This is a genomic window from Halobacillus litoralis (genome assembly GCF_009856445.1).
Lineage (GTDB): Bacteria > Bacillota > Bacilli > Bacillales > Halobacillaceae > Halobacillus > Halobacillus litoralis.
Genome location: NZ_WMFA01000009.1, coordinates 46,971 through 73,414, shown reverse-complemented (window position 1 = coordinate 73,414; position 26,444 = coordinate 46,971). Strand labels below are relative to the sequence as shown.

General features: G+C 45.2%; 20 protein-coding genes. 12 read left to right on the top strand and 8 right to left on the bottom strand.

Annotation, left to right across the window (positions count from 1 at the left end):
- Nucleotides 1-34 precede the first annotated feature (34 nt).
- A complete protein-coding gene (locus GLW00_RS16685; RefSeq protein ID WP_160915972.1) occupies nt 35-784 on the bottom strand; it encodes a hypothetical protein in 750 nt (249 codons plus the stop codon).
- Nucleotides 778-2,100, bottom strand: a complete 1,323-nt coding sequence (locus GLW00_RS16680; RefSeq protein ID WP_160915970.1) for a BMQ_0737 family morphogenetic spore coat protein — start codon at nt 2,098-2,100, stop codon at nt 778-780. Before GLW00_RS16680 ends, GLW00_RS16685 begins: the two co-directional genes overlap by 7 nt.
- Before the next feature lie 405 nt (nt 2,101-2,505).
- Between GLW00_RS16680 and GLW00_RS16675 the strand changes: the two genes are divergently transcribed.
- The 4 genes from GLW00_RS16675 (at nt 2,506) to betA (ending at nt 7,628) form a co-directional block, all read left to right on the top strand.
- Nucleotides 2,506-2,919 carry an RrF2 family transcriptional regulator gene (locus GLW00_RS16675; protein WP_160915968.1) on the top strand — a complete coding sequence of 138 codons (414 nt, stop codon included), beginning with the start codon at nt 2,506-2,508 and terminating at the stop codon, nt 2,917-2,919.
- A gap of 112 nt (nt 2,920-3,031) precedes the next feature.
- Nucleotides 3,032-3,742, top strand: a complete 711-nt coding sequence (locus GLW00_RS16670) for a nitroreductase family protein (RefSeq protein WP_160915966.1) — start codon at nt 3,032-3,034, stop codon at nt 3,740-3,742.
- A 595-nt stretch (nt 3,743-4,337) separates the two neighbouring features.
- Nucleotides 4,338-5,816, top strand: coding sequence for a betaine-aldehyde dehydrogenase (gene betB, locus GLW00_RS16665; protein WP_237417547.1), 1,479 nt, complete (start codon nt 4,338-4,340; stop codon nt 5,814-5,816).
- Between the two features lie 108 nt (nt 5,817-5,924).
- Entirely contained in the window at nt 5,925-7,628 is a 1,704-nt protein-coding gene (gene betA / locus GLW00_RS16660; RefSeq protein WP_160916028.1) for a choline dehydrogenase, read from the top strand.
- 206 nt (nt 7,629-7,834) lie between these two features.
- Here betA and ppdK read toward each other — a convergent pair whose 3' ends face one another.
- The gene (ppdK, locus tag GLW00_RS16655; protein ID WP_160915962.1) at nt 7,835-10,510 is read right to left on the bottom strand and encodes a pyruvate, phosphate dikinase; all 2,676 of its coding nucleotides are present in this window, start codon (nt 10,508-10,510) and stop codon (nt 7,835-7,837) included.
- Entirely contained in the window at nt 10,510-11,328 is an 819-nt protein-coding gene (locus tag GLW00_RS16650; RefSeq protein ID WP_160915960.1) for a pyruvate, water dikinase regulatory protein, read from the bottom strand. Before GLW00_RS16650 ends, ppdK begins: the two co-directional genes overlap by 1 nt.
- Before the next feature lie 545 nt (nt 11,329-11,873).
- On the opposite strand from GLW00_RS16650, the gene GLW00_RS16645 reads away from it, so the two are divergent.
- Nucleotides 11,874-13,058, top strand: a complete 1,185-nt coding sequence (locus tag GLW00_RS16645) for an MFS transporter (RefSeq protein WP_160915958.1) — start codon at nt 11,874-11,876, stop codon at nt 13,056-13,058.
- Between the two features lie 111 nt (nt 13,059-13,169).
- Nucleotides 13,170-14,630: a 23S rRNA (uracil(1939)-C(5))-methyltransferase RlmD gene (gene rlmD / locus GLW00_RS16640; RefSeq protein ID WP_160915956.1), complete on the top strand. Its 1,461-nt coding sequence runs from the start codon at nt 13,170-13,172 to the stop codon at nt 14,628-14,630.
- Nucleotides 14,631-14,744: 114 nt separating this feature from the next.
- Here the strand turns inward: rlmD and GLW00_RS16635 are convergent, their stop codons facing one another.
- From GLW00_RS16635 to GLW00_RS16625, 3 genes are all read right to left on the bottom strand, one after another.
- Complete coding sequence (locus GLW00_RS16635) at nt 14,745-15,191, bottom strand: staygreen family protein (protein ID WP_160915954.1); 447 nt, start codon at nt 15,189-15,191, stop codon at nt 14,745-14,747.
- A 58-nt stretch (nt 15,192-15,249) separates the two neighbouring features.
- Nucleotides 15,250-16,074 carry an alpha/beta fold hydrolase gene (locus GLW00_RS16630; RefSeq protein ID WP_160915952.1) on the bottom strand — a complete coding sequence of 275 codons (825 nt, stop codon included), beginning with the start codon at nt 16,072-16,074 and terminating at the stop codon, nt 15,250-15,252.
- A 162-nt stretch (nt 16,075-16,236) separates the two neighbouring features.
- Entirely contained in the window at nt 16,237-17,652 is a 1,416-nt protein-coding gene (locus GLW00_RS16625; RefSeq protein ID WP_160915950.1) for a hypothetical protein, read from the bottom strand.
- 271 nt (nt 17,653-17,923) lie between these two features.
- Here GLW00_RS16625 and GLW00_RS16620 point away from each other — a divergent pair, with 271 nt between their 5' ends.
- The 5 genes from GLW00_RS16620 to GLW00_RS16600 all read left to right on the top strand — a co-directional run bounded on the left by GLW00_RS16620 (nt 17,924) and on the right by GLW00_RS16600 (nt 24,982).
- Nucleotides 17,924-19,090 carry an iron-containing alcohol dehydrogenase gene (locus GLW00_RS16620; protein ID WP_160915948.1) on the top strand — a complete coding sequence of 389 codons (1,167 nt, stop codon included), beginning with the start codon at nt 17,924-17,926 and terminating at the stop codon, nt 19,088-19,090.
- Between the two features lie 99 nt (nt 19,091-19,189).
- A complete protein-coding gene (locus GLW00_RS16615) occupies nt 19,190-20,137 on the top strand; it encodes a nuclease-related domain-containing protein (protein WP_160915946.1) in 948 nt (315 codons plus the stop codon).
- 787 nt (nt 20,138-20,924) lie between these two features.
- The gene (locus tag GLW00_RS16610; protein ID WP_160915944.1) at nt 20,925-23,072 is read left to right on the top strand and encodes a type IA DNA topoisomerase; all 2,148 of its coding nucleotides are present in this window, start codon (nt 20,925-20,927) and stop codon (nt 23,070-23,072) included.
- Nucleotides 23,073-23,285: 213 nt separating this feature from the next.
- On the top strand, nt 23,286-24,068 hold the full coding sequence (locus GLW00_RS16605; protein ID WP_160915943.1) for a cupin domain-containing protein: 783 nt from the start codon (nt 23,286-23,288) through the stop codon (nt 24,066-24,068).
- A gap of 332 nt (nt 24,069-24,400) precedes the next feature.
- Nucleotides 24,401-24,982: a 2OG-Fe(II) oxygenase gene (locus GLW00_RS16600; RefSeq protein WP_160916026.1), complete on the top strand. Its 582-nt coding sequence runs from the start codon at nt 24,401-24,403 to the stop codon at nt 24,980-24,982.
- Between the two features lie 102 nt (nt 24,983-25,084).
- Here the strand turns inward: GLW00_RS16600 and GLW00_RS16595 are convergent, their stop codons facing one another.
- Nucleotides 25,085-25,207, bottom strand: a complete 123-nt coding sequence (locus tag GLW00_RS16595) for a YfhE family protein (RefSeq protein WP_160915927.1) — start codon at nt 25,205-25,207, stop codon at nt 25,085-25,087.
- Between the two features lie 192 nt (nt 25,208-25,399).
- On the opposite strand from GLW00_RS16595, the gene GLW00_RS16590 reads away from it, so the two are divergent.
- Entirely contained in the window at nt 25,400-26,362 is a 963-nt protein-coding gene (locus GLW00_RS16590) for an ATP-dependent 6-phosphofructokinase (protein WP_160916024.1), read from the top strand.
- Nucleotides 26,363-26,444: the final 82 nt, after the last annotated feature.

The following is a 26,444-nucleotide window of genomic DNA, read 5'->3' as shown; positions in this document are numbered from 1 at the left end:
TTATAATTTTGAACTGAGCGCTTCCCTTAACAGATTAGAATTGAACACCGCACTCCCCGATGGAGGTGATAGGACTCATCCTGGCTGTAAATGTCGTTGAAAAAGTGTGCCCCATATTATCGTTAGCCATAATCGTCCATGTGCCTATATTCCCAGGACCTATCGTCACTTCAATCTTTACTTCAAAGAGTCCGGTAAAAAGGTTCCCGGTTGCTAAAGCTGTTCCACGAACCATCGCAAATTTATCTGTAATGCAATCAATTTCAATTCTTCTCCCCTGAATGAAATTGATGGTAGTGCCCCGTGACCGAAACGTTACATTAAAATTGTCCACCTCAGGGTTGCACATAGGGCTTGCTGTGAAACACTGAACTGCTGAAACGTTAATGTTTCCCTTAAGTTTTGAAGAAGACCCATTGTCAGTAATTTTTACCACGGCAGGAGCCCGATTTCTCTGTATTCCTATTCTAAACTTACATGGACATACCTCTTCTGGACACTCGACTTGAGTTCCGGCATGAGTTTCAAAGAAGATTCCTAATGCTTCTGCCGTTGCAGTAACATCAATTGCTGTGAGTGGCGTCCCTGGAAGAACCGTGACAGTGGTTGAGAAATCCCCGTTCGCATCTGAAATGGCAGGATTCGGATCATAAAAAACGACATCCTCAGGAAAATCACTGAAAAACACTTCCGCTCCTTCAACGGGAGTACCTACGGGACAACTGAGATTTCCTGTAATGACTGCATCGCAAGTAATCAATTCCGGTACATTAATAGTTAACATGGTCGATCACACTCCACAAATACATCTACAGAATTGGAAACCAACTGCCCTTCCACAGTGGCGGAAGCTGTAATCGTAATCGTTTGAGGAGGTGTTTCATCCTCAAGGATTACACCGGCAAAATAGTTTCCTAACGAACAAGTAACTACAGGGTTTGGATCAAATGTCACAACCGCAGGGTTGCTGCTTTCAAGAGTAACAGGGACTCCTTCAACAACTCTGCCATCACAGCGAATCCGCCCGCTGACAAAACCTTCACAGAAAATTTCATCTTCAGCAAATAATTCGATGATACAAGGGTCCGTCAAACACTGAACAGTGGTTGGAAGCGATGTTTGTATGATTTCTCCCTCAACCACCGTAGTAGCCGTAATTACGACAGGAGTCGGTTCGAGCACTGGTGTTACGATCGTTTCCACTTCAAAATTTCCAAACTCATCAGTGAAAACGGAGTCCGGTTCAAAATCTACAATTGGTGGTTCTGCACTGAATGTCACTTCTGCTCCTTCAATTTCGTCGACATCTCCACATACGACTTTACCGGTAAGTAAACGGTCGCATAGGATTACAGCGGGGACGAACAAATGGACGTCACATGGGCTGCACATGAAATTGATATCTGCTGCATTGACCGTTCTCTCCAGTGTTTTTTGCTGAATGACCCAATCGTACACCTTCGCAACTGATACGCAGGCCGATTCCTGGAGGCGTGTGCGCGCTAGTGTCTTAGGCTTTACTAGGTCAGAACTGCATTTTTCCTCGCCCTCCGTCTCTATGCCTTGAGCTTCCCTTTCGAGTGGGAATAATGGAGGGCACTGATTTGGGATAGAAAAATCGCAAGAAGGAGGAGTGATTGGGGCTCGGGGCTGGCAGAATCCAGCTTCCACCTCAATGACTACATCTGCCTCTGTCTGTACGCTTAGGCACACATTGAATTGAATATCCAGGGACTCGAACTCTCCATCACGGCAATTGACACAAGGCTGGCATTCGAACTCCATCACCTCACAAGAGACCGTGGTACCATCCGGCGCACAGAGAATCAATGTTTCTACAAAACAAAAAGGAATCGGTTCTGATATGCAGAGGGAATCCTCATCCCCTACCTCTACGACGACATACCCTTCGCTTTTGATTCTCACTATTTGAAGCATGGCCTGTTCTCCTCCGGGTAAGAGGACCTCTATATTCTCACGGCCACCTTGCTGCTGGAGCTCTTCGCAAGTGGGGGCGTCCACAGGTATTCCTTCCATATTGGTCAAATAGCACCTGAGAAACCCGTCATTAGCTAAAAGCTCACATAAATCTGGGTTCATTCTGAAAAAGCTCCTTTCTGGTTATTACGTTCCTCCCATGCAGATGGAATAAGGATGATAAGTAGTGGGTAAAAAGTGCTGGTTCGGCATGAAAGATTCCTTCAATATCCTATGAAAGATAAGGCTATTCGTTTTAACCAAATGCCTACATAAAGGGGAATAATCGACTCAAGTGAAGAAAGTAGACTGATGATGAGTGAAAGGAGGAGTTAATGGAAGGTGGTTTAAAGGGTACCAGTATGGATGTGATGTGTTTTTCTTGAATACTTACAAATGCAAAAATAAATACATGAGTATGTACAAGAAGATGGAGGAGGTCTATTTAAATCCAGCGGCATTTGACTTTTTAGCTTTGACTTTTAGTATTGCATGTTCCAAAATATAGGTTGGATAAGAGGTGAAACGATGTCAGATAAAATGAATAATGTGCGTTGGTTCAGTATGGCGCTGAAAGCATTGATCGTCTTAGCTGAGAACGAAAGCCGCTGCCCGAGTGGGAAACTTGCGGAGAAACTGGAGTCTCAATCTGTTTATCTGCGTAAGATTCTGACTCATCTGGTTAAGGCGGGGATAATAAGTGCTAAAGAAGGCCGCGATGGAGGATACGCCCTGAGTAAAAAAACAGAAGACATCAAGCTTTCTGAAGTATATGAGGCGATTCGTGCTGAGACTGTCGTGAAAGATTATTTTGAAACGGAAGGGAAACACTGTTTCTCAGGCACTTCTCAACAATCTCTTTGTGACTTACAAAGAGAAATGGAGTCTTGGATAGTAGAAGGTTTACAGTCAAAGTCCTTATCGGATTTTATCGAACAGTAAAACGAAACGATGACCGTTTCGTTTTCTTTTAATAAGTAACTGTATTTGACAAAGTAACAGTTAACGCTCTATACTGTATTTGTTAAAGATACAGTTAAAGGAGTGGAAACTCATGTCTCACAAAACAATGACCAAAGAAGAATACCTTAATAAAGTAAAAGAAATCGATTCGACGAAGGAAGCACCGAAAGTCCTTGATGATACGGATTTTCTTACAATAGCTAAAGAACGACGCTCTGTACGTCAGTACGATCCGGACTATAAGATCGAACGGAAGGAAATTGAAGAGTTGTTGGAAACCACGACATTGGCACCTTCATCCTCCAACCTGCAATCCTGGCGTTTCCTTGTCATAGACGAGCAGGAAGAGAAGGAGCGACTGCTTCCCATTGCGAACAATCAGCAGCAAATCGTCGATGCTTCAGCTGTAATTGCTGTTCTTGGGGATAAAAAAGCGTATAAAAATGCCGATCAAATTTATTCTCAAATCGCTGAAAAAGGCAATATGCCGGAAGATGTAAAGGACATGTACGTAAACAGTATTTTCGACAACTATGGGAACTTCCCAGAAGAGCGTCTTGCTAAAATTGCTCACATTGACGGTGGGATCGTTGCAATGCAGTTCATGCTCGCTGCCAAAGCGAAAGGATATGACACCGTACCAATGGGAGGATATGATGAAGAACAGCTTCTAAAAGCCTTTAATGTTCCTGAAGAATACACTTCTGTTATGCTGATCTCCCTTGGAAAAGGGGTTAAAGCAGGTTTCCAGAAAACACGTCTCCCTCTAGATAGTGTTGTGCAGTGGAATCGTTACGAATAAATCAGAAAAGGTCATCCCTAGTGGATGACCTTTTTTATTCAAAGAACATTCAAAAGAATACTTTAATTGAAGAGATACCTTACCGTCGGAACCTTTCTGCTCCCACAATAGGAAGTAGTAAGAGGTTGTTTTATACTTTCGTCATTTCCTCCAATCATTGGTATACATTTCAATAGGGGGTTCAAGAACCAGAGATCAAACAGGTCGCGACAGAACAATATAGGATTATGCAAAATCATGTGAAAGTGATGCTTGCACTTATGGACCTATCCCAGAATCAGATGATCGGAATTCAAGACTTACATAAATGGCGAACCTGTCCAATTTAACTGCTGAGGAATTTCCATACATAGGTATGACGCCGGAAAGTACACTTACCATTCTCAGGGAGAGATACAATCTTCCTTCACTAAGTAGAAAAAAAGAATCTCAGTACAGGAAGCACCTCGCTTCCCCTACACGAAAGCAAATGTAGGGGGACGGGTGCTTTTTTTCTTTGAAATGACTTTGACAGCCTAAAAAAGACATGTTAGTGTTAAAAACGTTAAATAAATTCTTAACAAACTTAATTCACTTCAGAACTGGAGTTGATCAAATGAACGTAAATATAAAACTAAAACAATACATCAATGGGAAATGGGTAGACGCGAATTCCGAGGAAACGCGTACGATTATCAATCCATTCAACCAGGAAACAATCGCCATCGTTCCAGAAGGTGATGAAACCGATACACAAGCAGCCATCGCTGCCGCAAGAGAAGCTTTCGATCACGGCGAATGGCCGACGACCCCGGCAACGGAGCGTGGGGCAATTGTACGTAGAATCGCTGAATTGATTGAGAGAGATAAAGAAGAACTAGCGAATCTAGAATCCTTGGATACTGGTAAAACCGTAGAAGAGAGCCGTGGAGACATGGACGATATCGCTGGAGTTTTCCGTTATTATGCAGAGATTGCGGATAAGAACGGCGGCGAAATCATCGATTCTCCAGTGCCAAACTCCATCAGTAAAGTCGTTCACGAACCGGTTGGTGTTTGTGGGCAGATTACCCCTTGGAATTATCCTCTACTACAAGCGTCCTGGAAACTTGCTCCAGCGCTTGCAACTGGTAATACATTAGTTATGAAGCCAAGTGAAATCACGCCGCTTACGCATATCAAAGTATTTGAACTGATCGAAGAAGCGGGTGTACCAGCGGGTGTTGCGAACCTCGTTCTTGGTGCAGGCGCTACAGTAGGTGCCGAACTGTCCAGCAACGAAGACGTTGATCTCATTTCTTTCACCGGCGGTATTGTGACCGGGAAGAAAATCATGCAGGCAGCAAGTTCGAATGTGAAGAAGCTTGCTCTTGAGCTTGGCGGGAAAAACCCGAATGTCATTTTTGCAGATGCTGATTTTGACCTTGCTGTCGATCAGGCATTGAACGGCGTATTTTTCCATGCAGGGCAGATCTGTTCTGCTGGGACAAGACTGATTGTAGAAGAAAGCATTCACGATGAGTTCGTCAACGCGCTTGTCGAGCGAGTGAAGAAATTCAAACTGGGAAGCGGATTTGACGAAGATACCCAAATGGGACCACTGATTTCTGCTGACCACCTTGCGAAAGTTGAAAAGTATGTAGAAGCAGGAATTGAAGAAGGGGCTACGGTAGCCGTTGGCGGTAAACGACCGGAAGACCCTGAATTACAGAACGGCTTTTTCTTCCTGCCGACGATTTTCACCGATTGCACAACCGACATGACGGTCGTCCAGGAAGAAGGTTTCGGTCCAGTCATCACAGTTGAGAAGTTCACGAAAGAAGAAGAAGCTGTGAAACTTGCGAATGATTCCATCTATGGACTTGCCGGCGGTGTCTTCACAAACGATATCGCAAAAGCAGAGCGCTGTGCGGCGAAGATGCGCATGGGTACGGTTTGGATCAATGAATTCAACCTGTATTTCCCACACGCGCCGTGGGGTGGATATAAGCAGTCCGGAATTGGACGCGAACTAGGTAAATTAGGAATTGAAGAATATACAGAAACGAAGCATATTTTCCAAAACCTTAAACCAGAACAAATCAACTGGTTCTAAGCGGACCATTTATTATTAACATTCATAATCAAACTCAGATAAAGGGAGAAGGGGGACTTTGACCTCCTTCTGACCGAATTTAACATCAAGGAGGAACAGTGTATGGCTATGATTGAATCATATGATTACGTAATCGTTGGAGGCGGTAGTGCAGGTTCTGTAATGGGAAACCGCCTGAGTGAAGATGGCAAAAAAAGTGTACTTGTATTGGAAGCAGGACGCAGTGACTATTCTTGGGATCTATTGATCCAAATGCCTGCTGCTCTGCCGTTCCCTTCAGGCAAAAACCTTTATGACTGGCAGTACGAATCCGATCCTGAACCTTATATGAACGGACGCCGTATTCCTCATGCGCGAGGAAAGGTACTTGGAGGTTCCAGTTCTATTAACGGGATGATCTACCAACGTGGAAACCCGAAAGACTATGAACGCTGGGGTGCCGACGAAGGCATGACGAACTGGGATTGGGCTCACTGCCTTCCATACTTCAAACGTCTGGAAAATGCGCTGGCATCACCGGATGATGATATGCGCGGTCACGATGGTCCAATTAAATTGGAGCGCGGTCCAGCGAAGAATCCTCTATTCCAAGCCTTCTTTGATTCAGCTGTAGAAGCTGGTTATAACCGTACACCTGACGTTAACGGATTTCGCCAGGAAGGTTTCGGACCGTTTGATAAGCATGTATACAAAGGGCAGCGCTTGTCCGCATCCCGTGCTTACCTGCACCCGGTCATGGACCGTGAAAACCTGACAGTCAAAACTCGTGCTTTCGTTACGAGCATTGACTTTGATGGCACAAAAGCTAAAGGGTTAACGTATAAGCGAAACGGAAAAATGCATCAAGTAGAAGCGGGAGAAGTCATCCTTGCTGGTGGAGCGATCAACACGCCACAGCTGCTTCAACTATCTGGTGTAGGCGATGCGAAACACCTTCGTTCCCTTGGCATTGATCCAGTCGTTGATCTTCCAGGTGTCGGAGAAAACCTTCAGGATCACCTTGAAGTATATGTCCAGCACGCTTGCCCGGTTCCTGTTTCCGAACAGCCGAATCTTCAGAAGCGCCGCATGCCTTGGATCGGTCTACAGTGGATGCTTGGACGCACAGGCCCAGCTGCGACGAACCACTTCGAAGGCGGAGGTTTCGTCCGTTCCAACGATGAGGTCGATTACCCGAACTTGATGTTCCACTTCCTTCCGGTAGCGGTTCGTTACGATGGACAAAAAGCACCGACAGATCACGGATTCCAGGTACACATCGGACCAATGTACTCTGATGCCCGCGGATCATTGAAGATTAAATCCAAAGATCCGAAAGAGCATCCAAGCATGGTGTATAACTATCTTTCTACAGAACAGGACAAGCGTGAGTGGATTGAAGCTATTAATATCACTCGTGAAATTATGTCCCAGCCATCTATGAAACAATACAATGCCGGTGAAATTTCACCTGGTCCTACGGTTCAAACAGAAGAAGAAATCCTTGAATGGGTAAGAGAAGATGCGGAGACAGCTCTTCACCCATCCTGTACAGCGAAAATGGGACCTGAATCGGATCCAATGTCTGTCGTAGACCCGGAATCCATGAAGGTTCACGGACTTGATAACGTACGCGTGGTCGATGCATCGGCTATGCCTTACGTGACAAACGGAAACATCCATGCTCCTGTATTGATGCTGGCAGAGAAAGCAGCAGACCTGATCCTTGGCCGTAAACCACTGAATCCAATCGACGCTGATTACTACCAGCATGGCGTTCACCCAGCGGAAGCAGGGACAGTTCCTAAATCTAAAAAAGCTGTAACCAAATAAAAGTCTATAGAGAAGGACTCTATCACAATGTGTGGCTTGAGAAGCGTACATGAATGATGGAGGGCCTTCTCTTTTTTATGGTAGGGGATTGATGATCCAGGATCGTGAAATAGAAGGGAATAGGCAGAAAAGAATCACGCTCCATCCAAAGAGGATGGAGCGTGATTTTTATCAAGATAGAAGGAAATTCGGTATTCATTCTTCCATTAATTATACTGCGGTTCTTTCCGGGACTTGTTCCGTTCACTGCGGATGGTGGACTGAGCGGCTGCGAGTCTTGCGGATGGAACTCGGAAAGGAGAACAGCTTACATACTCCAGCCCTAAATCATAGCAAAATTGAATGGACTCTTTTTCTCCACCGTGCTCTCCACAAATCCCTGTTTTCAGTGCAGGATTTGTCTCTTTGCCGAGGTTCACACCAGTTTCCACCAGTTTCCCGACGCCGTCCTGGTCTAAGGAAACGAACGGATTTCTCTGGAGCACATCGCTATCTACATAATATTGGAGGAATTTCCCTTCTGCATCGTCTCGACTGAATCCAAACGTTGTTTGAGTTAGATCATTGGTTCCAAAGGAGAAAAAGTCAGCTTCTCCAGCAATTTGATCGGCTGTAAGTGCTGCGCGTGGCGTTTCAATCATGGTTCCAATCAGGTACTCGAATTCCTGTCCTGTTTCCGACTGAACGTGCTGGCTGATCCGAACGACCAATTGACGCATTTCTTTCAGTTCATTTACGTGGCTGACAAGAGGGATCATGATTTCCGGTTTCACGGCGATTCCTTTTTTCATGACGGTAGACATCGCTTGGAAAATAGCCAGGATCTGCATTTCGTAAATTTCAGGATGGATCATACCTAAGCGGCAGCCACGGAGGCCCAACATTGGATTCGCCTCTTCTAATAATCGTACTTTGCGTAAAAGGTTTTGCTTTGCCTGCAGCTCGTTGGAGTCAGGACTTGTGATTTGCAGTTTCGTCACATCAACAAGCAGTTCTTCTTTGTCCGGCATAAATTCATGAAGTGGTGGATCCAGCAAGCGTACGGTAATCGGGTGGCCCTGCATCGTTTCAAAAATCTGTTCAAAATCCTGCTGCTGCATCGGCAGGAGCTGATCGAGATGCTCCTTCCGTTCCGTAATGGATTCAGATAATATCATGCTTTGAACGGTAGGGATGCGGGAGCTGTCCATAAACATATGCTCTGTACGGCAGAGTCCAATGCCGCCGGCTCCAAACTCCAGAGCTTTCGCTGCATCTGTCGGATTGTCGGCATTCGCCCGTACCCCCATTTTTCTTTCTTCATCTGCCCAGCGTAGAAGTAACTGGAATTCCTCTGAAAGTTCCGGTTCGATCATTGGAATTTCACCGAGGAATATTTCTCCGGTTGAACCATCGATCGTAATGATATCTCCGTGGTTCACAGTGGTATCCCCTACAATGAACTGTTTGGAATCCAAATGAATTTTCAACGCGTCACATCCGCAGATACAGGCTTTCCCCATACCTCTTGCGACTACGGCGGCATGACTGGTCATCCCGCCCCGGCTCGTAACGGTAGCTTGAGAGGCGATGATGCCATGGATATCATCAGGCGTCGTTTCTGGTCGAACGAGAATCACCTTTTTTCCATCCTTGGACAGCTGATCGGCTTCATCTGCATCAAAGACGACCTGGCCGGTGGCTGCTCCAGGGGAAGCGGGTAAGCCAGCCGCTAATTTTTCTCTCTTGTAGTCAGGATCAATGCGGTGGTGGAGGAGCTGGTTGAGCTGATCTGGGTCCACACGTAAAAGAGCTTCACGCTGATCCATGATTTTTTCTTTCACCATTTCAACTGCGATACGAATGGCAGCCTGGGCGGTTCGTTTACCTGTCCGTGTTTGAAGGATGAACAGCTTCCCGCGTTCTACGGTGAATTCAATGTCCTGCATATCTTTGTAATGGTCTTCTAACAGCTGACAGGTCTCCACCAATTGTTGAAACACATCCGGCATCTCATCTTTGAGCGTCGCAATTGGCTGAGGTGTACGAATTCCTGCCACAACGTCTTCTCCCTGTGCGTTGATCAAGTATTCCCCATAAAGTTTGGACTCACCAGTAGAAGGATTGCGTGTAAAGGCGACGCCTGTCCCGGAATCTTCCCCCATATTTCCGAAAACCATGCTTTGAATATTGACGGCTGTCCCAAGGTGTCCAGGGATTTGATGAAGGCGGCGGTACAGGACGGCCCGCTGATTATTCCATGAGTCAAACACAGCCTGAATGGTAAGGAAAAGTTGTTCTTTAGGATCTTGAGGGAAGCTTCGTTTCGTATATTTGACCACAGTGGTTTTGAATGCTTCGATGACCAGCTTCCAATCTTCAGCTGTCAATTCTGTATCGGAGTGGTACCCTTTTTCTTCACGGATCTCTTCCAACTGTTGTTCAAAAAGATAGTTTTCTATATCCAGAACAACATTCCCGAACATCTGAATGAACCGGCGGTAGGAGTCATAGGCAAAGCGAGGGTTATTCGTAAGTTCTGCCATTCCTTTGACCGTTTCATCATTCATGCCAAGGTTCAAAACAGTATCCATCATCCCGGGCATGGAATGTACAGCACCTGAGCGCACCGAAACAAGCAGCGGATTGGTTGGATCGCCTAAGCGTTTATCTGTTTTGGATTCAAGCGTTTGAAGGGATTGTAATACCTGGGCTTCGACTTCCGGCGAAATGACTTCACCTGCATCATAGTACGCGTTACAGGCAGCGGTCGTAATCGTAAAACCATATGGGACAGGTAAACCGATACGGGTCATTTCCGCTAAGTTTGCGCCTTTTCCACCTAGAAGTTCCTTCTTGCCGCTTTCTGTGTGATCAAACATGAATACAACATTGTTTTCCATTAGGCAAAGCTCCCCCTTTTATTAAACATGGCCAGAATGATATCGGCCGTCTCTTCGATGGCTTTATTGGAGACATCGATGACTGGACACCCAATCTTTTTCATGATGTCTTCCGCACATGTTAATTCTTCAAAAATTCGATTCAATGAGGCATAACTGGCTGAGTTCGTTAACCCGAGTCGTTTTAATCGCTCTCTGCGAATGTCATTTAATTTTTCCGGTGAGATGATCAATCCCACGCACTTTTTTCTAGGGATGTTAAAAAGTTCTTCTGGAGGCGGGACCTCCGGGATGAGCGGGACGTTGGCCACCTTGAATTGCTTATTCGCTAGATACATAGAAAGAGGAGTCTTTGAGGTTCGTGACACTCCGACAAGAACAATATCGGCTTGTTTCAATCCTCTGACTTCCTGTCCGTCATCATACTTCACAGCAAACTCAATTGCTTCCACTCGTTTAAAGTAGTTCTCATCCAACTTTCTCATCTGTCCCGGTTGACGATTAGGCTGCATATTGAATTTTTCAGCGAACGCATTCATCAACGGATACATTAAATCCACCGCAATGATTTGTTCTTCTTCAGCCCTGTGGTCAAGGTATTCCTTCAAATCAGGAAGGACGATGGTGTAAGCGATGATGGATGGACGATACTTCGCCACTGTGATGACATTATTAATATCCTGCTCATCTTCTACATAGGAGAAGTGCTGGATTTCAACATCCTGACCAAAAAACTGACTCGCCACAGCTTTTACCATTAATTCAGCTGTTTCACCGACTGAATCTGACACGATATACACCATTTCTTTAGTAGTCACAATCCATCTCCCTTACTTTTAGTGATGAGGAGGGCCGGGAAAGCGATGATGTTATGTACAGCTTCCTGCATTTATGGCCCTTTTATTATGTCACACTAATTGTTCTGATTCGTTTTAATGTGTCATACTATTACTGAATAGTATAGTATCATTGTTTTCATAGAGATACAACAAAAAGGTCGTTTATTGTATGGACTGTTTTTGAAAAGATCGATTCGCTTTCGGATGAAATAGAGAATCAGAGGATTGCTATTGGACCAGATGAAGTTGTCTTAAGTTCTGAACCGTTATATAATGGGGATCAATCTTGTACATAAAGGAGGGAAATTCATGCATGCATTCACCTTAGACATCAAAAGTGAGGATAAGCACCTGCTTTTCATGATGTCTATTATTGGAAAATCAGCGATCAGAGGGACAGGTGTGTCCTTTTTTAGCTGAATTCCATAAAGTGAACGTATGTATGATTTCCTTTAATTAGCGGAGGCTGCCACACGGGAATGATCACGTGTGGCTTTTTTATGTAGAAGAGAGGACGAATGACCATGTTTAAAACAAAACGCAGTATCTATATGCTGTATTTCTATATCTTTTTTGCTCAGTTGTTTTTTGACCGGGCCTTGTGGGTCATCTACCTCGGAGACAGAGGGATGACGTTCGGTCAGATTGGTTTGTTGGAAGCTTTTCTTCACTTGGCGATTGTCCTGTTTGAGGTACCCACAGGAATGATTGCTGATTTGTACGGGAGAAAAGTGAGCTTAGTCATCGGGAATGTGTTCAGTCTTTTTTATGGCCTGTTCATGTTGATCAGCGGTACCTTTTCGATGTTCACACTCGCCTTTTTATCGATGGGAATCATGGTTACTTTCCACTCAGGCGCGGAACAGGCTTTTGCATATGATACGTTGAAAAATGAAAATAGGGAGAAAGATTATACGAAGGTGATCGGAAGCATGACGGCTCTTGCTCTATTATCCTTGAGCCTTGCTAAGTTCCTGGGAGGATTCATGGCAGAGATCAGCTGGGAGTGGGTCTATGGCTCCACCATCTTCACCCATATCCTTGCCTTGATTCCTCTGTTTTTACTGAAAGAACCGGAACGAGAAAAGACAGAGGACATCGGCGGACGATGGTATAACCAGTGGGTCCATCAATTTAAATTAGGTATCGATGTATGGAAGCGGAATTCGGTCCTCCACCAGCCTGTGGTGTTATTTATTCTGGCGAGTGCGGTTATGGTTATACTCGTTTTTTATGGCCAGGAATACTTTATCCAGTTAGGTTACTCTTCTGTAGTTGTAGGTGCTGTATTTACAATCGAGGGACTATTGGGTGTTGTCATGGCGAAAATCGCCTACAAGGTCGAAAAACGATTTGAGTTCTTCAATCTTTTACATTACGGTTTAGGCCTGTTCTTTTTGTTTTTCATCCTGTTCATCTTCGCTGTGGACTGGGCTATTCTCTTATCCTTCCTATTCCTTGCACAGCTGTTGAGTTTATTCGAACCCATCTTCAGTTCATTTGTGCAAAACTTATTAAAAAGCAATGTCAGATCCACCTTCTTTTCATTGATCGGTTTAATGGAGAGCTTTATCATTATGGTCAGCTTTCCAATGTTCGGATTTGCCATTGAGCGCACAGGTTTCACCAACGGTTTTGCGGGTCTATTGCTGATCTTTTTTACGATGACAGCCGGATTCCTTATGGTTCAAAAACTTAAAAAGAGCTAATTTAGGAGCCTTCCCAATCTAAGGGGGAGGCTCGTTTTTCTTCTCTCTGTTTTACCGCCGGCTCCCGGTAGTTTATAATGAGGGGCAAATAAGCAAAGACAGGAAGTGCCTATGAGTAAACGAAAGCATCAAGGAAATAAAAAGCTGAATAAGAAACCGAAAAAGGTGGGCAGGCCAACCGGGAAACAGAACTTTTCTCCGAATAGACCTTCTAAGGGTAAACCTGCACGGGGGCAGAAACCTATAACCGCACAGGTCACGTGCACAGGTCTCACCGATGAAGGGAAGGGGATTGCCGAGTGGAAGGGGAAACAGTTGGAAGTCCCTTTGCTTTTATCAGGTGAAAAGGCTGAGGTGAACATCGTTCAAAAAGGGAAGTTTTTGGACGCAGAGGTGAAGAATGTAATCACTTCTGCACAAGAACGAGTCGACCCACCTTGTCCATATTATTACGAATGCGGAGGATGCCAGCTTCAGCATATGAGTAACGATGCCCAGGCCCGTTTCAAGCAGGAAACCATTGATCAATTGATGAAACCGTTTGGAAAACCGGATCCTATTTACACGATGGACCACCCCTATGATTACCGCAACAAGAATCATAATACATTCGGTTTGAATCACAAGCGTCAGGTCATTGGTGGTCTGTATGCGCAGCACACGCATGAAATCATTCCAATGGATCGATGTCTCATTCATGATCCGAAAGCGGACGAAATCATAGACACCATCAAAGATTATATGAGGAATTCGAAAATGCAGCCGTATAACGAAGACACTGGACGTGGCTTCTTACGGCATGTGTTGATCAAAGTAGGTAAAGTCAGCGGAGAGGTTATGGTGGTACTCGTTGCTGCCTCCTCTGAGTTCAAGGGGAAAAACAACTTCGTTAAAGCTTTAAGAAAAGCTCACCCTGATATAACGACCATGCTGTTGAATGTGAACAAACGGGATACAAGTGTTGTTTTGGGCGAACAGGAGAAAGTGCTGTTCGGCAAGGGAACGATTACAGATACGTTGTGCGGGCTGGAATTTGAAATTTCAGCAAAGTCCTTTTACCAAATCAATCCTGTTCAGACGGAGAAGCTTTATGGAAAAGCGATTGAAATGGCCGAGCTGACTGGAAACGACACCGTGATTGATGCGTACTGCGGAATTGGTACGATCGGTCTTGTGGCCAGCCGCAAAGCTGGCAAAGTCATTGGAGTAGAGGTGAACAAGGATGCGGTCCGGGATGCCATCCGAAATTCGAAGCGCAATGGCGTGACCAATGCACGCTTCTACCAAGGGGATGCTGGTGAATTCATGGTCGATATGGCTGCGCGCGGGGAGAAAGCAGACGTCGTAATTATGGACCCGCCGAGAAGTGGTAGTGACGAAGCCTTCTTATCAAGCGTTGTGAAGCTTAAGCCGAAGCGAGTGGTTTATGTGTCCTGTAACCCGGAAACACAGGCGCGGGATATGAAATATTTAGTAAAGAACGGCTATGAAGTGGAAGGCATTCAGCCCGTGGATATGTTTCCACAGACGTATCATGTGGAATCTGTGGCAAAGTTAGTGCTGAAAAAATAACCAGGATCTGAATCCACGATACTGGCTATCTTCATGAGAAAAAGGTTCATCCAAAGCAGTGGATGAACCTTTTTCTGTATATCTGTGACTTGGGCAGGTGACATCCTGTCGAGTCTACTTATAATCCTTCGGGTAACCCCAGTACTCATAGCGATTGTATCGGGGATCTATGGAATCAAAACGAATGAAAATGGGGGCATGATCCAATTCGGGATAGGCTTCAAAAAAATACCGGTCCCCATACCTGATAGCTTCAAGGGCTAAGGGTAGTTCACGTCTGAAGATGGCATTTCGAACAGCGGATTGGTGAGATCCATATTGTCCATCCACATAAACGTAGACATAGAGATAGGGACGACCATTTTCTATCCTCCATTCCTCAAGCACTTCATCTCTCATCTGAGTGATCTTGTCATAGGCATACGTCAATCCCAGCGTAAGAAATAGCTCTGCCGTTATGTCGGAGTGGGTCAGTGTATACTTGCGTCCTAACAGGGGAGCGTTTTTTGTAACCCCAGGTCTAAACTCAACGAAAAGTTTGTCTGGATCAAGCCTTTTCAAAAGGGCCCTCCCTCATAAAGAATGGTGTTGGGAACCCCAGGCAGAAAGCCTTAAAAAATTAATGAGACTCACTCAAAAATTCTTCGACCATCTGGTTGAACTTCCCATGGTGCTCCCAAAACATGAGGTGTCCTCCCAGAGTCTTCACCGAAGCGGAAGGCGTCAGCTTGTTAAGGTAAGCGGTCGCTGTCTCTCCCCAATGTTCGGCGACAACGAAAAGCGTCGGAATGGATGCACTGCTTTCTTCCGCTTCTTTTCGATAATCCGAAAAGAGACCGGAAGAGAATAAGTTGGCCGCGATATAGTAGGGGGTTTTCAAAGACTGCTCTACCATCCAATTCAATTCTTCTTTGGTCAGTTCCCGTTGGACCATTACACCGGTGGCATAAGCCGAAATGAATTCCCGCTGTCCTCTGGGGTGTCGGAGGAAGTTCGTATACGCTGCAGCCAGGTCATCAAGTGGACCCTCCACCCAGTCCTCGTCTTGTTTCAACGATAAAGATTTCGGCGGCATATCGATCAGCATGACAGACTTGATCCCATCGGTTCCAAACTGGCGAAAGTACTCCCATACGGTCAAACAGCCGAAGGACCAGCCGACAAGCGTTGGATTCTCGACCTTCAATTCCTTCAGCACTTTTTGTAAATCCGCCCCGTGTGTGACGTAATCATTCCCATGGACGGTCATCGTGGATCGGCCATGGCTTCTGGGATCAATGACAATGGTTCGGTGCGTTTTTGAAAAATGTTTCACCTGCTCGGAGAAGACTTCCGTCGTGAACGTAAAACCCGGAATGAATACTAGGGGGTCTCCTGTACCGGCTTCCTGAACGAATAGTTCAATCCCCGGTTCCACTTCAATATAGCTTTCATTCGTATTCATGGTGTCCCTCCTGTTTCTACAAAATGCTAAGCATATTCTCTTAAATCCTATTCAACAATGCGGTCTGTCATTTCTCTTTCTAGAAGAAACACATCTAAACAAAGAGATCATGAAAAAAGACGGGCCGTGGAAAAGGCCCGTCATAAGTTTCCGTTTATTTTTTTATAAGAAAAACAGCACAAAAAGCTGAAGGTAGATCTGCACCATGACATAAAAGGCCAGGGCGTATTTATAGTTGAACATCAATCCGTTCTTAATGATGCTCAATTTGTTCACAGAACTCAAAATGATCGATGGTAAAATCAACGGTGATAACATAATGGAAATAACGCTGCCTGATGTAATTCCAAGTACCACGATTTCCGGTGGATAGGGAAGATCGACGCCCTGCAGAATTCCTGAGACGAGGACGATGACCGTCAACGGACCAAGCCCGATGAATCCAAGGATAATCACAACAAAAGGAAGAACCCATAAGAAGTTCAGGAACGGTACGGCGTCCGTCACGTAAAAGAGGCCATCGATAATGTACTCGCCATATCCCGACTGATTCACCGCGTTGATTAGAAACCCGGCGGCTAATAAAATCGAAAACTGCTGAGCTTTGTTGGGAATACTTTTAGCTACATAAGTTTTTCCGTTCTCGGTAATCGCGCTGCTTCTCTTACGAATGAGGAAGTAGAGAATGACCCAGGCCACGATTACGATAGGGATAATGAGCAGAAGCTGTACATCCCAAAGCGCATTCAGCAGAAAGATCGACCCGAATAACGTCACAAAAAGAAATCCGAATTCCAGAGCATCTCGGTTTCCTTTCGTATCCTGTTTCTTTTGGTCGGCAATCTTCTTAAGCTGTTCCTGGATGCCTGCTGTTAGATCCACGCCATAATGGCGTTCTTGATAATAAGAGAATAAGACTGACAACAAGATTCCAGCAAATGAGATGAAGAAACCCTGTAAGATGGATAAGCCTAAGGATGCTCCAAGGGCATCGACGGCAAAAATAAAGCTAGGAATGCTGACAACCCACATCGTCGTTAAGGAAAACGCACGTAACAGGGCTGTTCCTTTATAATTCTCCCACACCTCTCCTTTTTGATTGCTCAAAAAGTCGTTGATCATGCTGTAGACCATCGGGATGGAACCGAATAATAAAAAGTAGGAAATGATCTGAGTGATCACCATCATTCCGAAATAGAACTTCCGACTTGTATTCAGGAGGTTTTGGGCGAAATTGATGACCGATTCGATATAAGGCTTTTCCTCCAGTACCCAGCTGATCGTAGGAACGATCAGTAAGAGCGCGATCAGTCCGCTCATCACTGTAAATCCGGATACGGTCCCTTCAATAAGTGAGGTCCCGGCAGAAATATGAACAATTAAGGCAATGATGAGCAGCAAAAGGGAAATCGCTGCCTGTTTCACCGGCAGGAAGAAGTAACCCAGTACAAAGGCCGCCAAACCGAATAAGGAAAGAGTGGTGGAAAGCATGTCCCCACCTATAAAATAAACGACAAAATGCATGAGGACATATAAGCTTATAAAAAAGGTGTATCCTCGTTTTGCGATTTGTACCATAAGGATGCTCCATTCTTAGATCAAAGTGTTAACTTACATATATTATCATAATCCATATTCATTAGCTTAAATCATGCCCAGGAGGATTCCTGGTTCGGATGGGAATTCAGCATATGGTCCCTGGAGTATAAACATATAGTTCACTAGTGCTTTCTCACTAAATAAGGGGTTACAAATGGACTGAATTCAAGGATGAAACCTACTGAATGGTTTGGTGAAAAAGAAAACCGGCAATATTCCCGAATGTAACCAAAAAGTAGGAGGAGATTTCATGAACCGTTTTACAATTCCACGCGATATTTATTTTAGTGAAAATGCTCTTGATATATTGAAATCTGTAGAGGGAAAGAAAGCCTTACTTGTAATTGGTGGAGGTTCCGTCAAAGAAAACGGGAACCTGGAAACGATTGAAAAAAATCTAGCAGAAGCGAATATAGAAACCAAGCTTATTGAAGGAATAAAAGAAGAGCCTTCCACGAAGCTTGTGCAAGAACATCTGGATACGGTGATGAGTTTTGAACCTGATTGGATCATTGGAATCGGCGGCGGCTCCCCGATGGATGCAGCTAAAGCCTTCTGGTTGTTCTATGAACATCCGAACCTCAGTTTTGAAGATGCGACCAAACCGTTTGAGCTGCCTGAACTTCGTTCCAAGGCGAGATTCATCGGTATTCCTACGACAAGTGGGACAGCATCCGAGATCTCCAACCTGTCTGTCATCACTGATTCAGAAACAGGCGTGAAATATCCGTTAGCCAGCTTTGAACTGACACCCGATTTCGCCATCATCGACCCTGTCATGGTTGAATCCATGCCGAAACGTGTGACAGCTTACAGTGGTATGGATGCGGTCACCCACAGCATTGAAGCGTATGTAGCGAAACCACGCACGACATTTACAGATGCGCTTGCAAAAGAAGCGGCTGAAATATTGAAAGAACACCTTCTTTCCTCCTATAAAGGAGATAAAGAAAGTCGTGAAAAAGTCCATTATGCTCAGGCGATGGCTGGTATGGCCTTTTCTAATGCGGTGTTAGGAAACGTACACAGCCTGGCGCATAAGAGTGGTCCGACCTTCGGAGTACCACACGGCTGTGCCAATGCGATCTACCTCCCTTACGTCATTCAATTCAACAGAAGTGTTGTCGAAGATCGTTTTGCGGCTTTAGCGAAAAGAATCGGTCTGCAAGGGCAGAATGATCAGGAGCTCGTCGATGCTCTTATTGAATGGGTCCGGGAGTTGAATCGTGAAATGGATGTACCGAATACACTGCAGGAATTTGGTGTCTCCGAAGAATTATTCAAAGAACATGTCGATACAATGGCTGAAAACGCGGTAGAAGATCCGTGTACAGGAACGAACCCGCGTGAAACATCCGTAGAAGAAATGAAGAAACTCTTTGTAGCCGCTTATTATGGGCAGGATGTTGATTTTTAAATAGAAGATTTATAGAGATCAGTCCACTACTGGGCTGGTCTCTTTTTTCTGGACAAAAAAGGGGCGTTCGACTTTAATAGAGGGGAAAGGAGTTCACTTATGATCCTAAAACCCCGCACCATCCCTCCTGATATTGTCCATTTGGAAATACTAAAGAACCGCCTCAATCCTCATCACCCCGCTGTCCCCCAAGTAGAAGAAACCCTCTCGGCAATGAAAGCCGGCTGGAATGGCGAACAGTCCCTTGATTTTCACCTCGATTATTTGAAAGGCCCTCATCACATCCTTCACAACCTGCGGCTGCATGACGGGCACCACTTTTTTCAAATCGACACGGTTATCTTATTCCCTTCCTTCATTCTGATTCTTGAAGCAAAAAATATGATCGGTCAGATCTCTATCCATCGTGAAAAAAAGGAAATGCGTCGCGACACGGAAGGATTCCATGATCCTGTGGAGCAGGCGGAACGGCAGAAGCGTTTATTAGATGAATGGTTATGGCGGCAGCTAAGGATTCGTATCCCCATCGACTTCCTGGTGGTATTCACGAATCGTCGATGTACACTCGAATTTGACTCCTCAGACTCTCGTATCTATGAAAAAGTCATACGCGCTTCCTCTCTCGTGGATGCGTTGGAAAAGAAAAAGGATATGCATCAGGGGAAGAGATTCAAGAAGGAAGAGCTGTTACGAATTGGCCAAGCGCTGGCTGAATCCCACCAGGATCATGTGCCGGATTACATGAAACGTTTCAACTTGAGTTATTCGGATCTGCTCAAAGGAGTCAGGTGCCCCGCGTGTGGAAAGTATTCAATGAAAAGAACAAAAATGAAATGGGTATGTCCAGGTTGTTCTCACCACTCTTTTCTTGCTCATGAACAAGCCTTGAAAGAATATGCTGTGCTTGTTGCCAAAACAATTAGCAATAAAGAAGCTAGAGACTTTTTAAAGGTAGATTCAAGACATGTGGTGTATCGATTATTGAGCGCTTATTGTAAGGGGAAAAGTGGTTCTACTAAAAAAGCAAGGTTCCTATTAGAGTGCTGATCCAATAAGAGGGGGAGTCGCGCCAAAGGTAGAGCGAGTCGCGCCAAAGGAGAGCGAATCGCGCGAAAGGAGTAGCGAGTCGCGCGAAAGGAGTAGCGAGTCGCGCGAAAGGAGTAGCGAGTCGCGCCAAAGGAGAGCGAGTCGCGCGAAAGGAGTAGCGAGTCGCGCCAAAGGTAGAGCGAGTCGCGCCAAAGGAGAGCGAGTCGCGCCAAAGGGGAGCGAGTCGCGCCAAAGGAGAGCGAGTCGCGCGAAAGGAGTAGCGAGTCGCGCGAAAGGAGTAGCGAGTCGCGCGAAAGGAGTAGCGAGTCGCGCCAAAGGGGAGCGAGTCGCGCCAAAGGGGAGCGAGTCGCGCCAAAGGGGAGCGAGTCGCGCGAAAGGAGTAGCGAGTCGCGCGAAAGGAGTAGCGAGTCGCGCCAAAGGGGAGCGAGTCGCGCGAAAGGAGTAGCGAGTCGCGCCAAAGGGGAGCGAGTCGCGCCAAAGGAGAGCGAGTCGCGCCAAACGGAGAGCGAGTCGCGCCAAAGGAATAGCGAGTCGCGCGAAAGGAGTAGCGAGTCGCGCCAAAGGGGAGCGAGTCGCGCCAAAGGAGTAGCGAGTCGCGCCAAAGGTAGAGCGAGTCGCGCCAAAGGAGAGCGAGTCGCGCGAAAGGAGTAGCGAGTCGCGCCAAACGGAGAGCACCCCGCCCCAAAGGTCCCGCACCCTACTACCAAGTATAAAAGAACGACACCAATCCTTGATTTACAGTTCATCCCATAGTACTCTTGGGGTTCAATGAAGGGAGTGGGAGACCATGACACGAGTGGTCATCTTAGCCGAAAAACCCTCTCAGGCAAAAGCATATGCAGAGGCTTTTACAATACAGGAAAAAACGAAAACGTATATTGTACTCAAACCGGATGATATTTTCCCGAACGGGGCGACGATCACGTGGGGCGTCGGTCATCTGGTGGAATTGAAAGAACCGCACGACTATAAGCCGGAGTGGAAGCGATGGAAGCTTGATCAGCTGCCGATTGTTCCTGACCGATTTCTTGAAAAAGTATCCAAAGGGAAGTGGGAGCAGTTTAAAGAGGTCAAGCGTCTGTTCCAGCAGGCCGACGTCCTTGTAAATGCGGCCGATGTCGACAGGGAAGGGTCGAACATTTTCTATAGTATCCTCCGTTTAACAGGGGTGAAAGGGAAGCCGGTACGCCGTTTGTGGATCAATTCTCTTGAAAAGGACGAAGTGCGTAAAGGATTTAGTAATCTACGAAACAATGAAAAAGACTTACGTATGTTTGATGAAGCGAAAGCCCGTCAAATCAGTGATTGGATGGTAGGGATCAACGCGAGCCGTCTATTCACACTGCATTTGCAGAAGAAAGGGTTCGGAAGCTACTTAACGATCGGTCGAGTGCAATCGCCAACCGTCTACTTGATTTACCAGAGGCACAAGGAGATAGAGAACTTTGTATCTGAGCCTTTCTACCAAATCGAGGGACTTTTTCAATCAGACGCAGGTTCCTATAAGGGTCTCGCTGAGATCAAGGAAAAGGATAAAGCCAAGGTCCAGGAGCTTATGGACAAGCATGGCTTGAAGGAAAAGACCGACCACCAGGGGTTAATCCAGCGTGTAGACAAAAAGACAAAACATCAAAAATCACCGAAACTGCATTCGCTATCCACGTTGCAGAGTGTTGCGAACAGACGCTGGAAGTACACACCCTCGCAAGTGTTGAAGACGATGCAAAAGCTCTATGAGAAAAAGCTTGTCTCCTATCCGAGGACCGACTGTAATTACATTACCGAAAGCGAGTTCTCCTATTTAGTAAACAACCTGAAGGCCTATCAGGATACGTTGAACGCTTCTTTCACCCCGATCTCTTTAAAACCGAGGAAGCGGTATGTGGACAGCAAGAAGGTTCAGGAGCACTATGCCATCATCCCGACAAAGTCCATTCCGACGGAAAAGAAACTGAATGGGTTGAGTCGTGAGGAACGCAACATCTATACAGAGGTGCTCGCGACGACACTTGCGATGTTCCATAATGATCACGTCTATGAAGAGACGACGATTTTCACACACGTTCATGACCTTCCTTTTAAATCAACAGGGCGGAGAGAAGTGCACCAGGGTTGGAAAGAGCTTTTTCCTAAGCCATCCAAAGCGAAACTGGAAAAAGATGCGCTGCTTCCGAATGTGCAAAAAGGAGAAGAGGTGGGGGCGCGCCTTCATATAAAAGAAAGCATGACCCAGCCTCCGAAACCGTACACCGAAGGTCAGCTGATCAACATGATGAAAACGTGTGGAAAGCTCATGGATGACGAGGAAGACGTGGAAATCCTGAAAGAAGTCGAAGGCCTCGGAACCGAAGCTACCCGCTCAAGCATCATTGAAACGATTAAAGCGCAAAAATACATTGAAGTGAAGAAGAACAACGTTTATGTCACCGCTAAAGGCGTTACGCTTTGTGAAGCTATCGAAGGGACGCTGTTATCGAGCCCGTCCATGACTGCGAAGTGGGAATCGTATTTGAAGAAAATCGGCAGCGGAGAAGGATCGAAGCAAACGTTCATCAAACAGACGAGTCAGTTTATTGAAAAGCTGATCCAGGAGACTCCTGATTCCATTCAACAGGTTCAGATCCGGAATACGGGTGAAAAGAAAAAATGGAATACACCAATCGCCAAATGCCCGGCATGTGAGACAGGTTCGATTATGGATCGGTACAAATTCTACGCATGTTCTGAATATAAAAAAGGCTGCAAGGTGAGTTTTCCGAAAAGATTAGCCGGAAAAGCGCTGACAGCCAATATGATCAAAACCCTGTGCGAGAAAAAACGGACGAAGGTCTTAAAAGGATTTAAAGGAAAGAAACCGTTCAGTACCGCCTTGACATTGGATGAAGACTATAAGATTAAGTTCGACTTTAATAAGAAAGCCGCAGAAAAAAGGTAGACATATGTAGTCCTGCCTGCCTCTCCAGGCGTGTACGCAATCACACAAAGAGGCAGGCTTTTTTTTTATAAAAATAATCAGATTGTCTTATTTCTCTTGAGGGGTGTCCGTGTGGATCAGAAGAATGTTGTTTTATGCCAAAAACGTGCATCAAGGACACTCCACGTATTCCATACATAGGATAAAACAACAAATGGGAAGGGATTTGAGAAAATGTATGTTGGACCCTATACGCATCCATATTACTTAAACCAGCCAGGTTATGGTTACAGAAATTCTGCAGGATATTGGTCTGCACCTAACCAACCATATGGCTATTATGACCGGGTGATGCTAAAAGATTATGGCTCTAATCCATTCGTCATCAATATCAATGAAGCGACGAAGCAAAACCAAAACTATCGGACGGCTTTATGGACGGGATCAAACTTACAGGTAACTTTAATGAGTATCCCCCCGGGCGGAGATATTGGGTTGGAAGTGCATCCAAATGTCGATCAGTTCCTGCGTATTGAACAGGGCCAGGGAATGGCACAAATGGGCGACCGTAAAAACAATCTAAGTTTTGAAAGAAACGTCTATGATGATGACGCCATCATCGTCCCTGCTGGAACATGGCATAATGTAACCAATACAGGGAATACGCCACTGAAACTTTATTCGATATACGCTCCACCCAATCATCCATTCGGGACGGTTCATGCGACCAAGGCAGATGCCATGGCAGCGGAGGGAGAAAACAGTGAAGGGAATGGGAGTACCGTTGTCTATGGGAAGACCCCGGACGAATGGGTGAGGTACACGGAATTTTTGGTCAATGAAGGGTTGGAAGATGTGAAAAGAGGAATTAATGCTACCCACATCCTCCAAGAATTCATTTTGATGGGATTGCTTGTAGGGAAGGGATATACTCCTGAAAAAGCCTATGAAACAGTAGAGGAATGGGAAAGGACAGGAGAATCCAAACTGCTTCAACAAAGTAAAAAGATGCAGTAGTGCCTAACCCATCTCCTTATTCATATAGGGGAGCAGGAAACACTACTTCTTTCCAATGTGAAAGAGGTAGTGTTTTTTTATAGAATCAGCCATCATATGGGGGTCAGACAAACAAAAATAGTAAACTTTTATCATTTGTGAACAATTTTGTAATTTTTATAAAAACTTAAAGAATAAATCATAAAAAGGTGGTAATATATTTCTAATATCCAATCTTCTTCCTGGATATACGTTTCTTTGAAAACGTCTTATAAAAATAAGAAGAGGTTGATGAAAAGTTGACATTAACAGTGAAAGAAGCTTCCATTTTTGACCACAAGGGAAACAGGATTATGACGGAAGACCGTGAGATTGCGATTATTGCCAAAATGGAAGACCCTAAGATTGCTATTTTAGGAAACGTCATCAGTGATGCTGAATGTGATGAGCTTATCCGTCTTTCTCAAAATCGGATGAACCGCTCAAAAATCGGCTCGCGTCATGAAGTGAGTGACATCCGTACAAGCAGCAGCACATTTCTGCCGGAGGATGATATCACTACCCGAATTGAAAAGCGGTTGGCGCACATCATGAATGTACCCGTTGAACATGGAGAAGGACTTCACATCTTGAATTATAAACAAGGTCAGGAATATAAAGCCCATTATGATTATTTCAAATCGAAGGTCCAGGCAAAAAACAATCCGAGGATCAGCACCCTTGTTCTTTATTTGAACGATGTCGAAGAGGGTGGGGAAACGTACTTCCCACATATGAATTTAGCTGTTTCTCCTCAAAAAGGCATGGGCGTCTACTTCGAATATTTTTATTCCGATCCTGAAATCAATGAGCGCACGCTCCATGGCGGATCACCAGTCACCAATGGAGAAAAATGGGCAGCAACGATGTGGGTGAGGAGAAAACAATATAGATAAAGATGGAGAGTTACTCTCTAAACATAATGAAACACCGGGCATGGCGCACATTTGACCATACCCGGTGTTTTTCTTATGACAGAAAGGGGATCTGAAGCACCATTACTTCATTCTTGTGTTTTCTACTATTTTATTTGCTCGTTTGAATTCTTTCTGGAATCTAACTTCTTGTGTTTTTGTTAAGGTACTTCTTTTTTCTTTGGAAACTTGGGCCTTCGATTTCATTCCTAATCCCTCCTTTACCTGTCATTAGTTTCATTATGAACGGTTTGGGATAAGGTTATTCTATGGCTGGAAGTGTTGGTCCTCTTCTTAATCCATGGGTATTCCCTGACTGGTGAAGGAGGTCGACTTGTGGCAGACATTGGAAGGGTATAGAATATATAGTGTTGATTCGTAGGAAAGTGAGTGATGAAGATGGATAGAATCGGTGTGTTGACGAGCGGAGCAGATGCTCCGGGAATGAATGCAGCCATACGATCAGTCGTAAGATCAGGAATCTATGACGGCGTTGAAATGGTTGGAATTAAGTATGGTTTTCAAGGTCTGTTGAATGAAAACCTCGAGATAATGGATGCATCCTCTGTGGGCTCTATTATTCAGCGTGGAGGCACGATCCTGCAAGCCTATACATGTGATGAAATTCACACGGATGCAGGTCAGGAGAAAGCCATTGAGAACTTACAAAAACAAGGAATCGATTCCTTAGTTGTCATTGGTGGTAAGGAAGCATTAGCGGTTGCGGCTGCTTTGCAAAATAAGAACTTTCCATGTATGGGAGTACCTGCCACTATTGATAACGACATCCCAGGCGTAACAGAGGCTGTCGGTTTTGATACAGGACTAAATACAATCATTGATTATATTGATCGCATTCGCGATACGGCGTCTTCCCATGAAAAATCATCGATTATTGAAGTGATGGGAAAAGACACAGGGAATCTCGCTTTATGGTCAGGCCTTGCCGGAGGTGCTGAGAACATTTTAGTACCTGAAAAAAAAGAAGACTTAGAGACCATTGTGAATCAAATTAAAGAGGGACCTTCGCGAGATAAAAGGTACAGCATCATCATTGTAGCAGAGGGGAGTGGTGTGAGTGGAATCGATCTCAATGCCAAGTTGAAAGAAGAAGCAGGGATTGAATCACGTGTCACTGTTTTAGGCCATACCCAGCGGGGCGGTGCTCCTACCGCAAGAGACCGGGTGTTGGCCAGTCGATTAGGCGCTTATGCGGTGGAATTGCTTCTTGCAGAGAAATCAGGCAGAGTCGTCGGTCTGGAAAACCATACGCCTGTGAGCTATGCATTTGATGACATCTTTTCTAAAACCGCTCAGATTGATGAAGGCATGTATGAGTTGTCAGGAAGGTTGTCAATATAAAAGAGAAAGTGGGCAAGCGTTTCAGGCGCTGGCCTTTTCTTTTTCTATATGAGGGGATGGAATAGAGAAGTCGATCTCCAAT